Origin of the sequence: Lishizhenia tianjinensis (genome assembly GCF_900116425.1) — a bacterium.
Taxonomy (GTDB): domain Bacteria; phylum Bacteroidota; class Bacteroidia; order Flavobacteriales_D; family Crocinitomicaceae; genus Lishizhenia; species Lishizhenia tianjinensis.
Map to the genome: position 1 here is coordinate 95,817 of NZ_FPAS01000001.1, position 18,074 is coordinate 113,890.

Genomic DNA, 18,074 nt, shown 5'->3' on the forward strand with positions numbered 1-18,074 from the left:
ATTCCATAAGATATTTAACGACCTCAAGATGTCCATTGTAGGAGGCATTTTTAAGAGCATCAGATATAACTTTATCTGTGGGAGTAATATTAAGCTTTTTGGCTTCCAAAAGATTACCTTCTGTACAAAAATCTATAAACTTTTTAAATGACATTTCTTTAATAATTATACGGTTATTAATGATATGAATATTAAAACAATTTTCAAAATGGAATTTAACTTTATTCAATTATGAATAGATTTTTTTCGAGGTTTTTTCATTCCCTTTGATAATCACTACAACGAAGATTCCATTTCTCCCATTCATATCAACCGTAATATTTTGGTTAACTGTATTGGTCTCAATTATTTGACCATTCATTGAGTATACAGCGTATGTGTAGTCTTCAAAGCTATTGCTTGTAATTTGTATATTGAAATTAGTTAAAGTAATATTGAAAATATCTTCAATTGTTTCGTCTTCTGTTGTTAAATAACTATTTTCGCCAAAATCAATGTAAGATAATCTATAAACTACACTACTATTATCAAATATCATTGTGAATTCCCCATCGTTGTTGATTTCTGAGTAATACCCAACTACGTAATCATTATCATCATCATACATTTCGATATCATTCAAGTTGATATTGATACCTTCTAATGAATCTCCTTTATAAGTCATTACAAATGCTCCCAATTGAGTTTTTGTTAGATTAACCCCCCATGTTCTGATAGCAATATCAACGTCTCCTTCAGTAGCTTCTATTAACCAATCCCCCATCATAAATGATTCACCTTCTGTGATTGTAATGTTCGTGTCGGTGTCTTGACCGAAGTGCAATGAGTTAGGATGCGCCATACTCAAAGTTGAGATTAATAATGCTACTGCTGTGATGATGTTTTTTAAAGTTTTCATATGCTTATGTTTTGTTCTTCAAAGCACATTGGATGATTTGAAGGTTAGTTGTACAAACTTAAAACAATAATTATTAACGGCAATTGAAATGAGTAGATATTTGGAAGTCAAAATGTTTGGTTTTTAGAGAGGTAGGGAGATTGTATTACTCGTGTTAATGAAATAAGAATTCTTAAGTTTTAAAAAGGACTCAGATAAATTTTCCCCAAAAAGGATAGCAGCGGCACAGGCTGCACTACTGGCGTGATGAACTTGGCTTGCCGGGGCGACAGCGAGAGCCGTGGTAAGCTTTCGTGTAATAGCTGAGTAGGGTAGTTTGTATAGCGTATAGCCTGGTTTACACATCCCGCAGGGTGGGGAAATTTGGAAAGAAGAAATGTGTTTCTACATATAGAATTATGTGGTTTTAACCACGGAGAACACTATGGTTTTACACAAAGGGCACAAAGGATTAAAGTGAGCCATTTATGACTCGTTTAATACCATGTTTTAGAAGGACATTGTTGAAGTTGATGAGTAAGCCGAGTTTGAAATTACCCAGTTTTAAATACGTGAGCGTTTGTGCAAGATGAATATCATTTAAAGATTCAACACTTTTTATTTCTATAACGAGTTTGTTTTCGACAAGTAAATCTATTCTGTAGCCACAGTTTAAGTGGACTTCTTTATAGACCAGGGGTATAGGTTTTTCTTTTTCTGTATATAGTCCTTTTTCTGATAAAGTGAAGTACAGGCATTCTTTATAGGCCGACTCAAGAAGCCCTGGACCGAGTGCGTTATGAACGGTTATGGCACATCCAATTACAGTCTTTGCGAGTTGATTTTCATTCATGAGGTTAGGTTTTGTAACTTAAGATAAGGTTAATTTATAGATATTTAAAATAAAAGAAGGTTCATGATTTACGATGAGATATCTTTGTGCCCTTAGTGAAAAGCTTTGTTTCCCTTTGTGGTTAAAATAATTCATTGATAATTACTAAGTCATAATATAGTAATCCTCTCATTAATACTCCAAACTCGTCCTCTAAACTACCTTCTCAAATCTCTTCTCACTTTCTCTTAAAATACCGTTAACATTTTGAAGTTGAATGCTTACATTTGTGCTTCTAAGAAATTTTGATTTATGAACAGTTGGTACACCGTAAAGGTTAAATATACAAAGCAAATGGAGGATGGAACGTTAAAGCGCGTTACTGAACCTTATTTGTTAGATGCGGTATCTTTTACAGATGCTGAAGCAAGAATTTACGAAGAGTTAGGAGAGCAAATTCGTGGGGAGTTTTTGGTAACCGGAATTTCTAAAACGGATTACGCAGACATTTTCCACTACGAGGACGCAGATTACTGGTACAAGTGTAAGGTAACTTACGTTTCTGTAGATGCAGATTCTGGGAAAGAGAAAAAGGTATCGAACAACTTCTTGGTAACGGCTGCTAATGCAAAAGAAGCTTACGAAAGAATAGAGGAAAGTTTAGAATCTATGTTGGTGAGTTTTGAAATTCCAGCGATTGCTATTTCACCTATCATTGACATCTTCCCATTCAACCCTGATTTAGACAGAGAGTTGGATAGAAGAGAAATGACAGACGAGGAGAAGGAAGAATACAATGAGTCTAGAAACCCTCCAGTATTTACAGCTTCTGGAGATGACGAAGATGAAGTTGAAGAAACGGTAGAAGAAAGTACATTTACTGACGAAAGCGAGTAAAATGGGTATAGACTTTATTTCTAAAATAAAGAACGAACATAAAGATTTTGATAAAGGGGAGTTGGGCGATAATGTGCCCAGCAACCCTTTTGATTTATTTAAGGAATGGTACGAGCACGCTTTTAAAAGTGAGCAGCCCGAAGCCAATGCCTTGCATCTTACAACGGTAAACAAAGAAGGAAAGCCAAGTTCGCGCATTCTTTACTTGAAAGACATTACCGAAGAAGGTTTTATTTTTTACACCAATTACAATTCTCAAAAAGGAAGAGAAATCGCAGAAACAGGTGTGGTTGCAGGTTTGTTGTTTTGGCACGGTTTAGAACGTCAGATACGTTTTGAAGGAACTTGTGAAAAGGCAGATGCAGCGATAAGTGATGCGTATTTTAATTCTCGTCCACGAGGAAGTAAGATAGGTGCTTGGGCCTCTCACCAAAGTGAAGAACTCGATAGTAGACAAACTTTGGAGGATAGAACGGCCGAATACGAAGCGAAATTTCCCAATGAAGTTCCACGACCAGAGCACTGGGGTGGATATTTGATTAAACCAGAGCGTTTCGAGTTTTGGCAGGGAAGAGCCAGTAGATTACACGATAGAATTTGTTACAAAAAAGATGCTTCTCACAATTGGGAAGTGTTTAGGAAAAATCCATAAATGATTCAAGACGAACCAACGATTTTTACGCTTTCGAATGGAATGCGTGTGGTTTACCTACATACAGACAAACAAGTGGCGCACTTGGGAGTTACCGTATTGGGTGGATCTAGATTTGAAGATGATCATGAAGTTGGTTTAGCGCACTTTTTAGAGCACTGTATTTTTAAAGGAACACAGAAGCGAAAAACCTACCATATTCTCTCTCGCCTCGATTCTGTAGGGGGAGAATTGAATGCTTACACAGCCAAAGAAGAAATCTGTATTTACGGATCTTTCTCATTTGAGCATTTGAAGCGTACTTCAGAACTTTTGTCTGACATTACTTTTCATTCTGTTTTTCCTGAAAAGGAAATAGAAAAGGAAAAGGAAGTAGTCTTGGATGAATTGAATGCCTATATGGATAGTCCAAGCGATAAAATTTTTGATGATTTTGAAAATTACTTGTTTGGAGAGCACCCACTGGGAAACAATATTTTAGGGACCGAAGAATCTGTGCGCAGTTTTCATAAAGACGATTTGTTGCGTTACACAGAGAAGTTCTTCTACCCAGACAATATGGTGATTTCTTATGTAGGACAATCGAGTGTGAAGCAATTGGAAAAGGTTCTGGAAAAGGACTTTGGACACATTACTTCTAAAAAAGAAAAGCAACACCCGAAAGGGTTTGATGATTATAAGCCTTTTAGAAAGGTTTTGAAAGAAGCCAATTATCAATCGCATATCTTATTGGGAGGTTTGGCTCCAGGGTATAATGATGATGAGCGACGCGTAATGAGTTTATTGGTGAATATGTTGGGCGGACCAGCATTGAATTCTAGATTAAACTTGTCTGTACGTGAAAAATATGGTTATACCTATAATATAGAGGCCAATTATACACCTTATCAAGAGATAGGTTTTTGGTCTATCTATGCAGGAACCGATCCAAAATACATGAAGAAAACGGAGAAACTTATTTTAAAAGAGTTGAAACGTTTTACGGAAGTATTGTTGACGGAAGGACAGTTGAAAAAAGGCAAAGAGCAATTTAAAGGTCACTTAGCTTTAAGTATGGATTCTAACTCAGGTATGATGTTAGGACTCGGTAAGAGCCTTTTAATTTTTGATCAGATAGATACATTAGATGATATCTACGACGAACTAGATAGAATAACAGCAGAAGAAATTAGAGCGTTAGCGCAGAAGTTCTTTGCTGCTGATCAAATCTCAACTTTGATTTTTGAGCAAAACGGAAAAGATTAAATCCAATGGATCGAATCTTTAAATTTTTAAATCATTAAATATTTAAATAAAAAAGGCTGCATCTCTGCAGCCTTTTTTGTAGGGTTTAGTTTTTGATAAAACGTTGAGAACTTACAGCCTCATCAGAACTAATTTGGAGGATGTACACTCCTTTTGGTAGCCCCTCTATGTTAAGGGTGTTGTTCAAAGTCTTTGTTTCTTGTGTGTAGACAGTTTGTCCTGCCGCGTTTATGATTTCAATAGTTTTTTCCGCGCCATTTTCGAAGATGACATGCAGTTCATTTTGTGCAGGGTTAGGGTAGAAGGCAAAAGGATGCGTGTTAAAATCATCCGTTCCAACATAATCTATGGTAATACATGCAGAGGTATCTGTACATGTTCCATTACTCACAACTACAGCGTATTCTCCATTTTGAGTTACTGTAAAGTTGGCGTTTGTTTCTCCAGAAATAGGTGTGTTTGTAGCGCAATCTATCCATTGGAAAATTGCTCCTGTAGCATTTGCTGTTAAGCTAAGGTCTCCATTATCTGTAACTGTATTGTCTATAGTTGCAATCGTTAAGTCTAAAGTAACAGAAGAATCACATCCTGACTGATTGGTAAGATTAGCAACATAAATTCCTGTAGTGTTGTAGGTGTTTCCATCTATGTTCCATAAATAATCTCCACAAGAGGTTACGGTTTGTGTAGTTGTATTGTTTTGTCCTATACTAAGGTTTAACTGTCTGATTGAATCACATCCGTGAATGTTCGTATATGTTTCTTGGTAGGTACCTGGAGTAGTGTAAGTCGTTCCATTTACCGGCCAAGTATAAGAAGCTGCACAGGTATCAATTGTTTCTCCAAAGAAGTTTAAACCAGAACTTAAAAACATATTTATTATTGAGTCACAACCCGTAGAAGAGGTAATTGTTGCACTGTAGTTACCTATTCCACTTAGCGTTTGATTTGTGGCTTGCCAGAAGTATGACCCACACGTGTAATCACTGTCGAAAGAAGCCGACATTTGATAAGGTACGTTTATACCTGTAATATAGTTAGAAGATGTTCCGTTCATAGATGCACCAGACTGAGTAAGGTTGTTTCCATTTCCTGAAAAATCAATAAAGGAATTGAATCCGGCATTAGAACCATTTGCTGTTCCGTGGTTAAAATTAAAATAAGCAACTAAGTTCGCTGGGGCTGTACAAAACTCAGAAGACATATTGCTTTGAATTTCGCTGGATGTACGTTCAACATTCCAAATTCTAACTTCATCTATATCACCGTCAAAGTAACCTGTGTTATCGTTTCTTTTACCAATGTACATTGTTGGAGAAACAGGAGTGTTTAGAGTTACAGAAAAGTTACCACTTGTTTCTAAATTTCCATCAATGTAAAGTTTTGTTGTTGGACTCGCAGACGGGTTGTGAGTTGCAGCAACGTGGTGCCATTGTCCATCATTAACAGGGGTAGTACCTGAAATACCACTTCCACCAATTTCGATTCTTAAGGAATTACTCCAAAGTAGGTTTAAGGTAAAACGTTGACCATTGGTCATGTTTCCCCAATCAACTATTACTTTTTGACTTCCATTGGCAGTAGCCGTTGTTTTAATCCAAGCTTCAACGGTACGTTGGGAATTTCCTGCAGGTGCTCCTGAAAAACTTCCAGAGGCATAATCGTTAGATCCATCAAAGTTAAAGGCGTTTTGTTGAGCATAGGAGGTCGTGATTAGGGAAAAGGTAAGACTGAAAAATGTCAAAACCTTGTACATTTTTTTGCGCATAGTATTAGTTTTAGTGTTTTATTGTATTTCCTTACATATTAGCTATATTTTAGATTTTAACTGATTGTTAAGGGGTAAACATTTAGTAAACATAGGTGTAAGTAATTGAAGGAGTGATGACTGTTCGTTTTATAAAAAAGTACTTATTAGAGTTAATTTTATTAATAACTGCTATATGGTGTATAATAAGCTATGTGGATACGCCATATATGATGTCTATGGGCGTGTTTTTAGTCCTTAGCGCCTTTTTTATTTGGATATTGATTTCACAACAAAAGGAAAAGAGTAAAGCTAGAATTAGGCGTTATGAAATTAATACAAATGATAGGTATTGGTTGAATGAACATATTCCTTTTTATAAGAATTTAAAAGCGGAACAAAAGAAAGTCTTTGAGCATAGGATTGGTTTGTTTTTAGCAGAGATAAGGGTAACGGAAATAGGGAAAGAACACGCAGAAAAATCAACTGCCTTTTACGTAGCTAGTGCCGCGATTATTGCTTTTTGGGGATTGCCATATTGGAATTACGGAGAGTTAAGTGAGGTGTTGGTTTATCCGGATAATTTTAATAAAGATTTTGAGGTAGGACAGACCCATACTATACAAGGTCAAGTGTATGATGGAGGATTGATGGATAGCACTATGAGTTTGTCTTTGAGTGCCTTGAAACTTGGATTTAATAATGATAGTGACAAGAAAAATGTGGGTGTACATGAGTTTGCTCATTTATTAGACAAAGAAGATGGAAGTATAGATGGCTTACCTTTTATGATGACCAAAGAAATTAGGGAGAAATGGGTTGTTCTGGCACAAAGGGAAATTTTAAAAATTCAAAAGGGTAAATCAGACATCAATCCTTATGGCGCAACAAATGCCGCTGAGTTTTTTGCAGTGATTACTGAATATTATAAAGAAAGACCAAAGCTAATGGCGCGTAAACATCCAGAATTATTTGCTGTTCTCGAAGGTGTTTTTCATGGAAAGTAATAGAAGGACGATGTAAACTACTAGATTCAAGAGGTTAAAGTTCAAAAAAGGTCCCGTTTTAGAGGGGCCTTTTTTTGTTTGCAACAAATATTGAATGTTAACTTACGAATATTAAACCGATGAATTTGGTGTTAAAAGTCTTCGCATCTTTGTACCATCACATAGCGGAAAGGGCTTTTTAACCAGCCTTTTTACAAGTAAACCAGTAGTAGGTGTTTTAAACATCAAGTTAATGATACAACTCGTAATGGGTTGTATCATTTCTTTTTTATGCAATAGGGAATTGTAAATAAAAGGCAGTTTAAGCTCTCATCACTTTTCTTTAAATGAGGTTGAATATCACACCTGAATCACCTTTCTATTTATATGCTTTTATTTTAATAATTCAGAAACCAAGCTTCTTTTACGCACAGAAACTGGTACCTCTTCATTGTTCGAAAGATGTACTACTCCTTTTTTATTATAGCTGGTGATGTAGTTTACATTCACCAAGTGAGATTGGTGAATTCGAATAAAAGTATCTTCTGGAAGTAAAGAGTTGTATTCCTTTAAAGTCTTGGAGCTCAAAATGCGTTTCCCGCTTTTCATATAGAAGTGTGTGTAACCAAGATCTGCTTCACATCGAATGATTTCATCCAAGGGGAGTACATAGATTTGCTCGGTAGTTTTAACAACAAGTCTTTTTAAGTCTTCATTCTTTTTAGAAGCCTCAATGAGTTGTTCTGCTTGTATGTTTTTCTGTTCTCTTAAGCGCTGTACAGTTAAAGTAAGTTCTTCTGGATCTATAGGTTTTAACAGATAGTCGAACGCGTTGTATTTAAAGGCTTTTATAGCGTATTCATTGTAAGCCGTGATAAAGATTAAATGGAAGTTTTTATGTTCTATTTTATCCAGAAGTTGAAAACCGGTATCTTGTTTAAGTTGTATGTCAAGGAGTACCAATTCTGGCTTTAATTCATTGATCAATTTTTCGCCATCAACAATGTTGTCAGCTTCCCCTACAACCTCTAGGTTGGGTATGGTATTGACCAATATTTTTATTCCTTCTCGAATTTGTTTTTCGTCATCTATTATTATCGTTCTCATCTCAGTAGTGTTGCGGAGTGGTAATAGGAATTGCTAGGGTTGCAATGGTTCCTATTATCCTATTGTTTTTATCTAAATTATCTTCTATGTGGTAAAAGAGCTCAAGGTTCAATTTTTTCGAAAGTATTTCCAACCTACGTTTTAATATATTACTTGCGTGTGAAGTTTTATTAGGATTCTTTTTGTTTTGGGTTTGAGAAAAACCTACTCCATTGTCCATTACGCAAATTTTTAGATGGTCGTCCTTATCTTCAATATCGATTTGAATATAGGGATTTTCTACACCTTCTAAACCATGTTCCAATGCATTTTCTACGATGGGTTGTATCATCATACCGGGAATATAGATGTCTCCATCGTTTTCAACTTCCTCCTCCACATTAATAGTGTAGACTAAAGCGCCATTTAAACGTAGGTTTTGCATGTCTAAATAATCTTTGATGCTTTTGAGTTCGTCTCCTAAAACGGCATTGTCTTGTTTTGATTGTTCTAAATTATAGCGTAAAAGTTTGGAGAATTTTACAAGGTATTTCACCGCAACCTCTTTTTGATCTTGAAGAATGTTGGCTTGTATATTTGATAAGGAATTAAATATGAAATGTGGATTCATCTTTGAATGAAGGAGTTTTTGCTCCATGGTCATTTTTTCCACCTTCGTTTGGAAATTTTTGTTTTTAAAATAAAGCACAAGTAATAAACCTATCAGGACCATTAAAGCTGCAGAAACAATAACAAGTAATCTGTTTTTAGACAACAAGGCCTGCTGGTTTTTGGTGAGTTCTTGAAGGTTAGAAATTTCTTGCTCCTTTTGGGTGGTTTCATACTCAACGGTGAGGCGTTCTAGTTCCTTTATTTTAGTTTCATCTAATAATTCTTCTGAGAGCAAGCGCAATTCCTCGCTGTACTGCAGTGCCTCCCTGTAATTTTTTTGTCCCTTTTTTACACGTATTAATTCAGCAATGGCTGATTTTTGTGTGTGCTTAATAGGGTTTCTATCTATGGCATTAAGTAAAAACTGTTCAGCTTCTTCAAATTCGTTTTGGTCGATTAATAAATTGGCATAATTAACCAATAGTCCAGCATTTAATCGCTTTGGATCATAGCGTAAGGCCAGTTGAAATATACTATCTGCTTTATCGAATTGGTCGGATTTATAAAAAGCCCTACCAATATTGTTATAGGAACGAACAATGTTTATACTGTCGTTTAGTTGAAAATTAATTTTTTGAGCCAATTCATGATATACAAGGGCTGAATCTAGAATATTTTGAGATATATAAAGTACTCCAATGTTGTTATAGGTGGCAGAGGTATTGGCTAAGTTTCCTAGTTTTTTGAAGATGGTAGCTTCTTTCTTTAAATAATTGTAGGCTTTATCGTAGTCTTTTAGTATGTAAAATAGTCGGGCATAAGAATCATAAAGGTGGGGGAGGTAGGGGTAATTCTTTTGTTCTACTACCGGACATATTTTTTGGAAGATTAGCAAGCCATCTTTGTAATTACCCGTGTTCATTAAGAAGGTACCCCACATAAAATCAAAATTGTAGAGGTATTCTTGGTTATGGTAATCCAGCGCAAGTTGATTTCCTATCTTGTAATATTTGATAACGGAATCTTGATTGAATTCTATCAAACGATAGTATTCCATTAGTTTCACGTAGAGTTTTAAGTGACTTTTTGGGTCTGACTTAATTTGATCTTCTTGTTCTAAGGAATACAATTCCTTTAGGAAGGCATTGTGTAATCCAGCTTTTTCTAAACTGTCAGCTTTAATAAAGTAATTCTCTTGTCCTATCCCTTTAAAAGAACAGCACAATAGAAGCGCCAAAAGTAGAGGTCGCAGAAAAGTATGCGCGTAAGCCGTCATTGTGAAGTAGTTGTAAAGCAACAAAAATATGAAAATTAACTAGATGTTTAATTTGGTAGGCTAAAAGTGGATGAAAGGGAAGCGGGGTGGGGTGAACTACCGAAAACAAAAAAGGCTTCCTAGTGGAAGCCTTACTTGTGATCGCGAAAGGATTCGAACCTTTGACCGTCTGCTTAGAAGGCAGATGCTCTATCCAGCTGAGCTACGCGACCTAATGATTGTGTGTTTAAAGAGTTACAATTCCTCTGTTGTGATCGTGCAAGGATTCGAACTTTGACCGTTCCGATTGAAATCGGAATGCGTCTCCAGCTGAGCTACGCGACCTACTCATTGTATTATTTATTGAGTTACAATATACTCATAATAGGACGATAAATCCATAAAAAAAAGGGGATGATTTCTCATCCCCTTTGTCGGGGTGGCAGGATTCGAACCTGCGACCTCCTGCTCCCAAAGCAGGCGCGATGACCGGGCTACGCTACACCCCGATTAATGGAGATAATTCCTATTAATCTTTTGTTATTTCAAGTCTTTATCTTTCAATTGCAAGGGTTAGATTCGTTAACCATTCCCTGATTGCGGTTGCAAAGATAATCAACTTTTTTTAATCCGCAATTAAAATTGAAATAATTTTAATTTTTTTTTGCGGTGAGAGCGGGATTCGAACCCGCGGTACGATTGCTCGTACGTCAGTTTAGCAAACTGGTGGTTTCAGCCACTCACCCATCTCACCGTTGTGTTAAAGAACTGGCCGCAAAATTATGAATTCAATTGGTTCCTCAAAAGAAAATCGTGCTTTTTTTTCAAAAAAAAATGGATTGAAAATATAGGTGGCTGTTCCTTAGCTTTTTAAGATTTTAGATGGTCTCTTTCTTCGTGCTTGTTTCTATATTAGTGGTCGTTAAAAACACACTAGATGATAAAATACAACCCTAAAAATTGGCTCAAACTCGTACTGGGAATACATAAAAGTGATACACTTTCTATCTTGTGGAAGGAGTTAATTTATTTTTTCGTGTTTACGTTAACGCTATGTTATGTGGCGGCAACTTATTTTCCAGGGTCGGTAATGTTAGAAAATTTGTTGACCATCTACTCCATTATAGGTTTTGTGATTTCTCTTTTGTTGGTTTTTAGAACCAATACCGCCTATGATAGGTGGTGGGAAGGAAGAAAAAAATGGGGTGAAATGGTCAATGATGCCCGAAATCTTGCTGCTAAGTTAAGTGTGCTCGACTTAAAAGACGATGAGCGCGACTTTTTCAACCGTATGATTTCGAATTATGTGTTTGCCATGCGCGATCATTTGCGAGAGGGTGTTAGGATGGAGGAATTACTTTTAACTGACCAAGAAAAAGTAAACTTGGCAGATAGAGAACATGTTCCCTCGCAGTTGGTAAAAATGATGTATGCCCAAGTAAGACGTTTGGTACAGGAAGGGCGACTGAGCGAAGAAAATTATATCACTGTAGAACATACCCTCAACAATTTCCTTAATAATATAGGTGCTTGCGAGCGCATCAAAAACACCCCTATCCCTTATTCATACAGTATATTTATCAAGAAGTTTATCTTTTTATACACGGCGTCATTGCCGTTGGCGCTGTTAGAGTTCTTTGGTTATTATACGGCCATCATCGCTACTTTGGTCTTTTATATTTTGGTAAGCATGGAGGTTTTGGCCGAAGAAATAGAAGATCCTTTTGGCCGGGATGACAACGATTTGCCTACTTCAGAATTATCCTTGAAGATACAGCAGAATGTAAAGGAGTTGTTTTATTAGGCCAATCCCCTTCCCAAGTAACTTGGGGAGGGGTCGGGTTATTCGTTCCTAGTAGCTACAGCTCTTACCAAGGGGTTGTAACGGCGTTTGGGCTTCTGTTAGTCGCCCAGCACACCCAACAGCCTCTAGGTAACAGCTATACCTACTACCACTGCTACCCCTATTGGATTTTTATTCAGTTCAAGAGTTTTCGTATCTAAATACTTTATATAAGGTATTATTTTAAGTTTCATCATTTAATGATTAATGATGGCATTGAATACTGCTAGCGGTAGAAGTGGCAGGCGTGCTACTGGAAAAGCATGCACCAGTTAAGTTGGCATTGCGACCAGCGGAAGCGCATGCTAGCTTTAGTGGTGGAGGTTGGCCAGGAGTTTGACTTTAACGGATGACGCGCCCGAGCAGCCAAAAAAAATACCCCTTCCAAAAAGAAGAGGTATTTAATATGTGTTTGCAATTGATATTATTTGATTTCAATTACCAAGTATTTTGAGATTTTCCAGAATTTCTGCGCATCGGTGATGATCAATTTTCCGCCTTCCCACTTGTAAGAATCAGAGGGGTGATCGGTGATGAATTTAGGTTCTTTTCCACCTACCGTTATTTCTTTGATTTTCGTTTTATCTCCCTTTGTAAAGTAATTCTCGTTCATGTCCGCACTCAAATCCGTCTTTTTACCGATACCGATAAATCCACCTTCCTTCACAATTACATTGTTTTCTACCAATTCCTCAACAGAACCCATGGCATAGTAAACGGTGTTTAGCTCCATCATGGTTTCCAAGTTTAAATCTACTTGCTCTTGGTACTGGTCGAACAATTCAGAATACTGCACGTCCAAATCTGCCAATTGATTTTGCAAGCTTTCGATTTGCTCGTCTTTGGCTTTGATTTGTAAAACGAGTCGGTCTACCATAGACTGTAACTCTTCAATACGCATGTTGCTCGACTTCAATTTACCTTGAAGTTGTCTGACTTTACGCGCATTTTGCTCACGTAAGAAGTTAATGTTTTGAATTTGTTGTAGAATTTCCTTTCTACCATCTTCTCCCAATTCTGGATCGCTACTCTTGATTTGAATATCGTCTTTTTTCACACTAATTGAGGCAAGGTTATCTTGGATTTCGTTGAAAAACGCAATTGACTCGTTGATGAGGGAGTCTTTGTTGCTAAGTTCCAATTTGAGTTGCTCAACCTGGCGTTGCAATTGAATATTTTCAGCATTTTGACTGTTTAGCGCAGCCTCTTGAACATCGTTGTCATTTGTACAAGCCACTAAAGAAAGGGCACAAAATCCGAGGATATATTTGTTCATCGTAAACGTTTTAGAGTGTGGTTAACAAAGCTAATTAATTATATGGAATGGGGGGAGGGGGAGGGGGAGAAAGTTTTTTGAGAAGGATAATTATCAAGAAATGCTGAGTGTCCGCAATCTTTCCGAAGTGTTGTGTGGATCGTAAAATAGTTGTAACTTATTGTCAATCAACCTAAACAAATGAGTTATGAATAATTTAACCTTTTATTCCACTTTTTTCGACGAGATGAAATGTGTGGAATTCTTAAAACCTTTTTATCAAAAATCTGTTGAAACTTGTTCAAAATGCGGCTTTAAAAAGTTGAAATGGTACGATAGTTTTGTGGGCTGGAGATGTGAGAAATGTTCAAAAAAAGTGTCTTTAAAATCCATATCCTTCATGCGAGATAGTAATAAAAGTTTTTCGGAATGGATGGAGATTTTACACCTGGTTTTAGACACAAAAAAAGCATGTTCCATAAAGGAGATTCTGCGGCTTTCTCAGCAAACTAGGTATGAAACAGTTTTCCACATGATTCGAAAGATTCAGCAGGAAATAGGAGAAATAAATTTCCGGGAAGTACAGGAATGTCACGCTTTCTTAGACGCGCCCGAAGTTTTCGATCACTTTCCAAACTTACCCGATAAACTTGAAGTTTTCATCAAGTTGTCGAAAAGAAGAACTAGGGATAAAATAAGGTTAGTGCTTCCCATGGATTTGGAAAAAATAGAACTCGATCTTAGGCATAAATTAAGGTGTGATTGTAGCTATCGCTTTCCAAAATTATTAAAACATAGTAGAAGTTGTTTTTCGCAAGATCATGCCTGTCGTCACCTCACCTTAAAAGAGGATTGGATGATAAAAATAAAAGCAAATTTCCTGAAGGTTTTGGATGGAATTCATCACGATTTTTCACGTTTTCATCTACAAGGTAAGTTGGATGAATATTGTTTTAAGTATAACCATAGGTATGCTGAAAAATCGAAATTGATTTTGTTTTTTGAGCGACTAAATTTTGAGTTTCGGCAAAATTCAGTACACTCAGCGTTTGGATGATTTTTAGGGGCTCAAAAGCATCTAAATAAAATTTTATCTTTGAGAAAAATTCAAACAACAGTATGAGAAAACTTCTTTCTACAGCTTGCATCACCCTTGCTTCCCTCTCTCTTTGGGCGCAAGAAGTAAGCTATAATTTAAGTATGCCAAAACCGCAAAATCACTACTTCAAGGTAGAGATGAATTTGCAAGATTTTTCAAAAGATTACATAGATATTCAAATGCCGATTTGGGCGCCAGGTTCTTACCTTGCCCGCGAGTTTCCTAAAAACGTAAACCTCGTTAAAGCGAAAAACCAAAAAGGGGAAGCCTTGGAAGTGTACAAAACTTCTAAAAATACTTGGCGTATTGAAAAAAACAAGAAAGATGATGTTACCGTGAACTACGAGGTATACGCCTTTGAACTTTCGGTTCGTACTAGTTTTCTTGATTTAACACATGGGTACCTTAACGGGACAAGTGTTTTTATGTACCCGAAAGGTTATAAAGACCTCGGTGGAGAATTGACGATTACACCTTATAAAGATTTCAAGAAAATCACCACAGCTCTTCCTAAAGCTGGAGATGGCGTAGCCAATGATAACAACACGCAACGTTTTACATATACGAATTACGATCATCTCGCAGATTGTCCCATTGAAATAGGGAACCAAGAAGAGTTTTCTTTTGATGCAGCTGGCGTAAAGCATAATGTTGCCATCTATGGAGAAGGAAACTACGATGTTGAAAAACTAAAGGTCGACATGGCCAAAATCGTTGAAAGTGCGACTTCTATTTTTGGTGAAAACCCAAATAAAGAGTACTGGTTTATCATTCACAATACCTTAAATGGTGGCGGTGGATTAGAGCATACCAACTCTACAACTTTAAATGTAAACCGCTGGACCTACGATGGAGGAGCTTACCTAGGTTTCCTTTCTTTAGTAGCACACGAGTATTTCCACCTTTGGAATGTGAAGCGTATCCGTCCTGAGGCATTGGGACCGTTCAATTACAATGAAGAAAACTACACTTCTTTATTATGGGTGATGGAAGGTTTCACTTCTTACTACGATGAATTGATCTTGCGTAGAGCTGGATTTTACTCAGAACAGCAATACTTGAGTAGATTAAAAAGAACCTTGAATTATGTTGAAGGATCTGAAGGGAACAAAGTTCAGCCTGTAGCACACGCTTCTTTTGATGCTTGGATCAAGTCGTACAGACCAAATGAAAACTCTGCCAATACTACGATTTCGTACTACTCGAAAGGTAATTTATTGGCCTTGGTGATTGATGCAATGATCATTGATAAATATGAAGGAGAGAAATCTTTAGACGATTTCATGCAAGTGCTCTACAACAAGTTCTACAAGAAATTGAACAGAGGGTTTAGTGAAGACGAATTCCAAGCCGAGTTAGAGGATTTCTTAGATATGAATTTGAATACCTTCTTCAGAGACTTCGTTTATGGAGTTGAAACGATTCCTTACAACACTTACTTATCGAAAATAGGTTTGGAAGTAAAAGATGCAAGTACTACAACACCATCCTTCGGTTCATCAGTTAGTGAGCAAGATGGGAAGTTAATGGTAAGAAGAATCAGAGCGAATTCTGCTGCAGAAGATGCAGGTTTGAGTGTGAATGATGAAATTCTTTCTATTAATGGTTACCGTATGGATGCTGCTAAGTTTTCTTCTTTCTTAGAAACAATGGCTCCTGGAGATAGCTTTACCTTGATTGTTTCGCGTGATGATGTTTTACGCGTATTAGAAGCAAAAATGGGAGAGCACAAACAAGACAGATACGAGTTTGTATTAGATCCAGCGGAAAACTCATTAGCGAGATACTGGTTGAGATTACAATAATTAAAAAGTATGATGAATTTATTTTTTAGAGGGATATGTTTAAGTATCCCTTTTTTTGGTTTTGGTCAACAATTTAAAGCAGTGCAAATACCAAAGCCAGATAGTGCGACCTATTCCTATGCGCAAGTGGAACCTAGTATAGCCATCAATCCTTTAAAACCTAAGGAAATGATAGCCGGTACCGTGATGGATGATTATTATTATTCAACCAATGGAGGTAAGAAATGGAAAGCCCAAACTCTGCGCTCTAAATATGGAGTGAATGGAGATCCTGTAATGCACATAGATCAAAAGGGAAGGTATTATTATTTTCACCTGGCAAGTCCGAAAACTTTTGGACACCACCTCGATCGTATTGTTTGTCAAAGCACCAATACGATAACAGGTGATTTTAATGAAGAATCTTTTACAACACCAGTGGGAGAGAAGGTGCAAGACAAACATTGGGTGGCAGAGCATCCCTTAAATGGTGAGTTGTACCTTACATGGACACAATTTGATGCCTATCATTCTGAAAATCCAGAGGACAGTTCCCAAATCATGTTTGCTAAATCTACAGACCAGGGACAGTCGTGGTCGACCCCCAAGCGTATCTCTAAAAGAGGTGGAGATTGTTTGGATGATGACAATACCGTAGAAGGCGCTGTGCCAGCGGTGGGTCCAGATGGAACCATTTATGTGGCATGGACGGGACCCAATGGATTGGTCTTTACCAAGTCTACAGATGGTGGAGAAACTTGGCTCGAGAAAGAAATTGATGTGGCGCAGCAGGTAGAAGGGTGGACCCTTTCAATTCCAGGAATATACCGCGCCAACGGTTTGCCAATTTTAAGGTGTAATCCTGTAAATGGAGAGTTGTACCTCAATTGGGCCGATCAGCGCAACGGTACAGAGGATACAGATATTTGGATTTCTAAATCTACAGATGGAGGAGAAACCTGGAGTGCTCCAATTAAAGTAAACCAGGATGAGAGTAAGCGTCATCAGTTTTTTACGTGGTTAAGCATAGATCCTATTTCTGGGTATTTGTATGTGGTCTATTACGATAGGAGGGCAACAAAAGGAAATGCAACGGATGTTTACTTGAGCGTGAGTAAAGATGGTGCCCAAAGTTTTACAGATTACAAAATCAGTTCATCTTCTTTTACTCCAGATGATAAAGTGTTTTTTGGAGATTACACCAATATCGCTGTCTATGACGGAATTATACGTCCCATTTGGTCGCGCATGGACAACAATGAAATTAGTCTCTGGGTAGCCTTAATGAAACAGAAAGAACTGGATAAAATAAATAAGTAACCTAGGATACATAAAAAGCTGTATGGATTTCAGACCTTTGCCGTCCAAACAGTATAGAAGAGGTGTATTTAGCATGCCAAGCTGTCAGTAGAATTTAATTGGTAAAATATTTGTCTGATAGAACTGAAACGTTAAATTTATCCTCGGATAAGGAATTATAAACATTAAATAAATAGAAATGGCAGTAGAAATTACAGATGCTAACTTTGACGAAGTAGTAATGAACTCAGATAAACCAGTTATGGTTGATTTTTGGGCAGAATGGTGTGGACCTTGTAGAATGGTTGGACCTATCGTTGATGAGATGCATGGAGAATACGAAGGGAAAGCAGTGATTGGAAAGGTGAATGTTGACCAAAACCCTGGAATTTCTGCTAAGTTCGGAGTAAGAAACATCCCAACTATCTTATTCATTAAAAATGGTGAAGTTGCTGATAAGTCAGTAGGAGCAGTTCCTAAAGCACAATTGGCATCTAAATTAGACGCGATTCTTTAATTAGATCAAGATATAAAAGTGGAGCCTTGGCGTATGCGTCAAGGCTTTTTTTTGTGCTATAAATTTCATGGATCACTGAGTGTCCGCT

Annotated in this window: 15 protein-coding genes and 3 tRNA genes; 9 read left to right on the forward strand and 9 right to left on the reverse strand. The window is 37.0% G+C overall.

The annotated features are described in order from the left end of the window. Window positions 1–229 precede the first annotated feature (229 nt). On the reverse strand, window positions 230–898 hold the full coding sequence (locus BM327_RS00450) for a T9SS type A sorting domain-containing protein (protein ID WP_090245035.1): 669 nt from the start codon (window positions 896–898) through the stop codon (window positions 230–232). Window positions 899–1,349: 451 nt separating this feature from the next. After that, window positions 1,350–1,730, reverse strand: a complete 381-nt coding sequence (locus tag BM327_RS00455) for a GxxExxY protein (protein WP_090245040.1) — start codon at window positions 1,728–1,730, stop codon at window positions 1,350–1,352. Window positions 1,731–2,021: 291 nt separating this feature from the next. Between BM327_RS00455 and BM327_RS00460 the strand changes: the two genes are divergently transcribed. From BM327_RS00460 to BM327_RS00470, 3 genes are read left to right on the forward strand one after another with little or no spacing between them, the layout of a single operon-like run. Continuing rightward, the gene (locus BM327_RS00460) at window positions 2,022–2,606 is read left to right on the forward strand and encodes a DUF4494 domain-containing protein (protein WP_090245044.1); all 585 of its coding nucleotides are present in this window, start codon (window positions 2,022–2,024) and stop codon (window positions 2,604–2,606) included. A 1-nt stretch (window position 2,607) separates the two neighbouring features. Then, window positions 2,608–3,258 carry a pyridoxamine 5'-phosphate oxidase gene (pdxH, locus tag BM327_RS00465; protein WP_090245048.1) on the forward strand — a complete coding sequence of 217 codons (651 nt, stop codon included), beginning with the start codon at window positions 2,608–2,610 and terminating at the stop codon, window positions 3,256–3,258. Then, window positions 3,259–4,503: a M16 family metallopeptidase gene (locus BM327_RS00470; RefSeq protein WP_090245051.1), complete on the forward strand. Its 1,245-nt coding sequence runs from the start codon at window positions 3,259–3,261 to the stop codon at window positions 4,501–4,503. It begins immediately after the preceding gene. 85 nt (window positions 4,504–4,588) lie between these two features. On the opposite strand, the gene BM327_RS00475 is transcribed toward BM327_RS00470, so the two are convergent. Then, the gene (locus BM327_RS00475; RefSeq protein WP_090245054.1) at window positions 4,589–6,271 is read right to left on the reverse strand and encodes a LamG-like jellyroll fold domain-containing protein; all 1,683 of its coding nucleotides are present in this window, start codon (window positions 6,269–6,271) and stop codon (window positions 4,589–4,591) included. Window positions 6,272–6,387: 116 nt separating this feature from the next. Here BM327_RS00475 and BM327_RS00480 point away from each other — a divergent pair, with 116 nt between their 5' ends. Next, entirely contained in the window at window positions 6,388–7,257 is an 870-nt protein-coding gene (locus BM327_RS00480) for a M90 family metallopeptidase (protein WP_090245057.1), read from the forward strand. Window positions 7,258–7,629: 372 nt separating this feature from the next. Here the strand turns inward: BM327_RS00480 and BM327_RS00485 are convergent, their stop codons facing one another. The 5 genes from BM327_RS00485 to BM327_RS00505 form a co-directional block, all read right to left on the reverse strand. Beyond that, window positions 7,630–8,343, reverse strand: a complete 714-nt coding sequence (locus tag BM327_RS00485) for a LytR/AlgR family response regulator transcription factor (protein WP_090245061.1) — start codon at window positions 8,341–8,343, stop codon at window positions 7,630–7,632. A 1-nt stretch (window position 8,344) separates the two neighbouring features. Then, entirely contained in the window at window positions 8,345–10,210 is a 1,866-nt protein-coding gene (locus BM327_RS00490) for a histidine kinase (RefSeq protein WP_090245064.1), read from the reverse strand. 138 nt (window positions 10,211–10,348) lie between these two features. Continuing rightward, window positions 10,349–10,422 (reverse strand) — tRNA-Arg (locus BM327_RS00495). A gap of 201 nt (window positions 10,423–10,623) precedes the next feature. Next, window positions 10,624–10,698: transfer RNA gene (locus BM327_RS00500), tRNA-Pro, on the reverse strand. A gap of 158 nt (window positions 10,699–10,856) precedes the next feature. Further along, window positions 10,857–10,943 (reverse strand) — tRNA-Ser (locus BM327_RS00505). Window positions 10,944–11,126: 183 nt separating this feature from the next. On the opposite strand from BM327_RS00505, the gene BM327_RS00510 reads away from it, so the two are divergent. Next, on the forward strand, window positions 11,127–11,993 hold the full coding sequence (locus BM327_RS00510; RefSeq protein WP_090245067.1) for a bestrophin family protein: 867 nt from the start codon (window positions 11,127–11,129) through the stop codon (window positions 11,991–11,993). Between the two features lie 463 nt (window positions 11,994–12,456). Here the strand turns inward: BM327_RS00510 and BM327_RS00515 are convergent, their stop codons facing one another. Further along, window positions 12,457–13,308, reverse strand: a complete 852-nt coding sequence (locus BM327_RS00515) for a Cbp1 family collagen-binding glycoprotein adhesin (RefSeq protein WP_090245074.1) — start codon at window positions 13,306–13,308, stop codon at window positions 12,457–12,459. 379 nt (window positions 13,309–13,687) lie between these two features. Here BM327_RS00515 and BM327_RS00520 point away from each other — a divergent pair, with 379 nt between their 5' ends. The 4 genes from BM327_RS00520 (at window position 13,688) to trxA (ending at window position 17,986) form a co-directional block, all read left to right on the forward strand. Beyond that, window positions 13,688–14,344: a hypothetical protein gene (locus BM327_RS00520; RefSeq protein WP_170853626.1), complete on the forward strand. Its 657-nt coding sequence runs from the start codon at window positions 13,688–13,690 to the stop codon at window positions 14,342–14,344. A 62-nt stretch (window positions 14,345–14,406) separates the two neighbouring features. After that, window positions 14,407–16,191, forward strand: coding sequence for a M61 family metallopeptidase (locus BM327_RS00525; protein ID WP_090245079.1), 1,785 nt, complete (start codon window positions 14,407–14,409; stop codon window positions 16,189–16,191). 9 nt (window positions 16,192–16,200) lie between these two features. Next, on the forward strand, window positions 16,201–17,490 hold the full coding sequence (locus BM327_RS00530; RefSeq protein ID WP_090245083.1) for a sialidase family protein: 1,290 nt from the start codon (window positions 16,201–16,203) through the stop codon (window positions 17,488–17,490). 178 nt (window positions 17,491–17,668) lie between these two features. Next, window positions 17,669–17,986, forward strand: a complete 318-nt coding sequence (gene trxA / locus BM327_RS00535) for a thioredoxin (protein WP_090245088.1) — start codon at window positions 17,669–17,671, stop codon at window positions 17,984–17,986. The last annotated feature ends 88 nt before the right edge of the window (window positions 17,987–18,074 follow it).